This is a genomic window from Pricia sp., assembly GCF_041745955.1.
Taxonomy (GTDB): Bacteria; Bacteroidota; Bacteroidia; order Flavobacteriales; family Flavobacteriaceae; genus Pricia.
Window position 1 is genome coordinate 1 of the sequence record NZ_JBGTHY010000564.1, and the last position, 2,345, is coordinate 2,345.

3 protein-coding genes are annotated in these 2,345 nt (G+C 44.2%); all 3 read left to right on the forward strand.

The genetic code is table 11. The features are described 5' to 3' along the window. Positions 1 to 696 (forward strand): extracellular solute-binding protein (locus ACEW8S_RS20340; RefSeq protein ID WP_373519939.1); only part of this gene is annotated, 696 nt, incomplete at its 5' end. Beyond that, positions 686 to 1,540 (forward strand): ABC transporter permease subunit, encoded by an 855-nt coding sequence (locus ACEW8S_RS20345; protein WP_373519940.1) that lies wholly within the window; start codon positions 686 to 688, stop codon positions 1,538 to 1,540. The genes ACEW8S_RS20340 and ACEW8S_RS20345, both read left to right, overlap by 11 nt. A gap of 94 nt (positions 1,541 to 1,634) precedes the next feature. Beyond that, positions 1,635 to 2,345 (forward strand): ABC transporter permease (locus ACEW8S_RS20350; RefSeq protein WP_373519941.1); only part of this gene is annotated, 711 nt, incomplete at its 3' end.

The following is a 2,345-nucleotide window of genomic DNA, read 5'->3' on the forward strand; positions in this document are numbered from 1 at the left end:
AACCCCCCGACGAACCTTTCACAATTGACTGAATATCTCGATCGGTATCCCGGCACCTTTACTATTTCCAACGATTTTACGGGCATGACGCTTCTCAAGAGTTTTATGGCCGAACTCGGTGGAAGTCCCACTAGCCTCGATGGCTCGTTCGATGAAGAAAAATACAACCTGCTTTCGCAAAAACTATGGGAATATGTCAACGCCCACAAGAAGTACTTTTGGAAGGAAGGCCGTACCTTCCCCAAAGAGCAATCCAAAATGGGTCAGCTCTATGCCAACGGCGAACTTTTATTGGTGTACGGGTTTAGCGAAGGCGGCATCGAAGAAAAAGTACTGAACGGTCTTTATGCTAAATCCACGCGCGGTTATGCCTGGGAAAACGGTACGATTAAAAATTCAAATTATCTTGGGGTGCTGTATAACGCTCCCCAAAAGGCGGGTGCCATGCAGGTCATCGATTTTTTGCTATCCCCCGAAGCCCAGCTTAAAAAAGCCGAAGTAAGCGGAATGAACTCCAATACGGTATTAAACATCGAAAGTCTGCCTGCGGACTGGCAAGAAAAGTTCAAAAGGTCCGCCAGACGCCAATACGGCCCAGAAATGAAACAGCTGGAAAAGAACGCCATCGCCGAACCCGCCCCCGAATACATGATCCGCCTTTATGAGGATTTTAGAAAGCAAGTCATTGAAAAATAGAAGTCCAAATTTCGGCATCATCCTTTTTATCGCCATTGGTGTGGTGCCTTTTGCGGCCGCGTTTATCTATGCGCTACTCTATAGTTTTGGGATTATAGGTGTTGCCAACAAGGGTTTTACCACTGAATTTTGGACATCGGTATTGGCTTCCGGCGAATTTTTCCGGTCTTTTTTATACAGTTTTTTGATTGCCTTGGTCGCAGTGGTCGTCTCCGTAGGTGGAGCCTTATGGGCGACCTTGAAATTCCGAAAACGTTTGGAGCAAAAATTTCTATCCTTTATAATATACTTGCCATTGGCGGTGCCGGGCATCGTCACCGGTTTCTTCACGTTTCAACTTTTCTCAAAAGGCGGATTTTTTGCCCGGCTAAGCTATAATTTGGGGGGGATAACCGAGGCGTCACAATTTCCTGATCTTGTGAACGATGCTTGGGCGTTTGGTATCGTACTGTCTTTTATCACGATGATCATGCCCTTTTTTGTGTTGCTCTTTTTGAACGTCTGCAAAAACGAACGTATCGAAGAACTATCCGTCTTGGCGCAATCGCTGGGAGCGAACGCCAAACAGGTAACCCAGCGGATATTTTTGCCCATCTTGATCAAAAAGACCTGGGTGCTGATTTTGCTGTATTTTATTTTTTTATTGGGGGCTTATGAAGTACCGCTGATATTAGGTCAAGAATCCCCACAAATGTTGTCGGTGTTGATTATTCGGGAAATAAAACAATATGACCTCGACAAAATATCCGAGGGCTATGTGGTCGCGGTGATGTATACCTTGATCGTTTCTGCGGCTGCGATATTGCTTTTTCTTCCCAAAAAAAGGCGCAGTTATGAAACTTAGAGGTGTTTAAAATAATTTGAACTGATTTTCAAGAGTTTGAGGTTTTGGCAATACTTCAAAGTTTCTGAATATCGAGATATTTAAAAATTTTGAAGTGAAGTCACGGTTCTCAAAATATCGGAAATCAGGAAGAAGGGAGTTTAAAAAAGCTCTTAGCTGGAAACCATTTGTGTTGAGCGGAGCGGTGCTGTTGATTCTGTTTCCGTTCGTATACCTTGTCCTGCTGTCCTTCGCTTCGGAATGGCGGTTTCCGGATATATTACCATCCTATTTTGGACTGAAAAACTGGGCGACCATTCTAGGTTCCGAGACAGGATTGTTAGAAAGTTTTTTATCCTCTTTACTGATATCCCTTTCGGTAGCCATCGTATCCACGACTTCGGGATTTCTGATCAGCCGTACGGTGTTCTACCATCCAAAGAAAAACACCTTGACCCTGTTGGCCTATTTTCCCTATATATTGGCTCCCGTTGTATTTGCGGCCTGTCTTAGTTTTTTCTTTCTCAAAATGGGTCTGTTCGGAAATATCACGGGTGTCATTGTGGCCCAGTTTATCATCGCCTTTCCCTATGCCCTCTTGTTTTTCAGCAGTTTTTGGAACAAAAAAGTAAAAAGCTATGAAGACCTGGTCGCCACTCTGGGGGGAAACCGTTGGCAGACGTACATAAAAGTGTTGTTTCCCTTGGCAAAAGGCTTGCTTTTGATCTGCTTTTTCCAGACGTTCTTAATTTCATGGTTCGAATACGGACTCACCTCCATTATCGGTATCGGCAAGGTGCAGACGTTGACTATAAAGGTTTTCTTG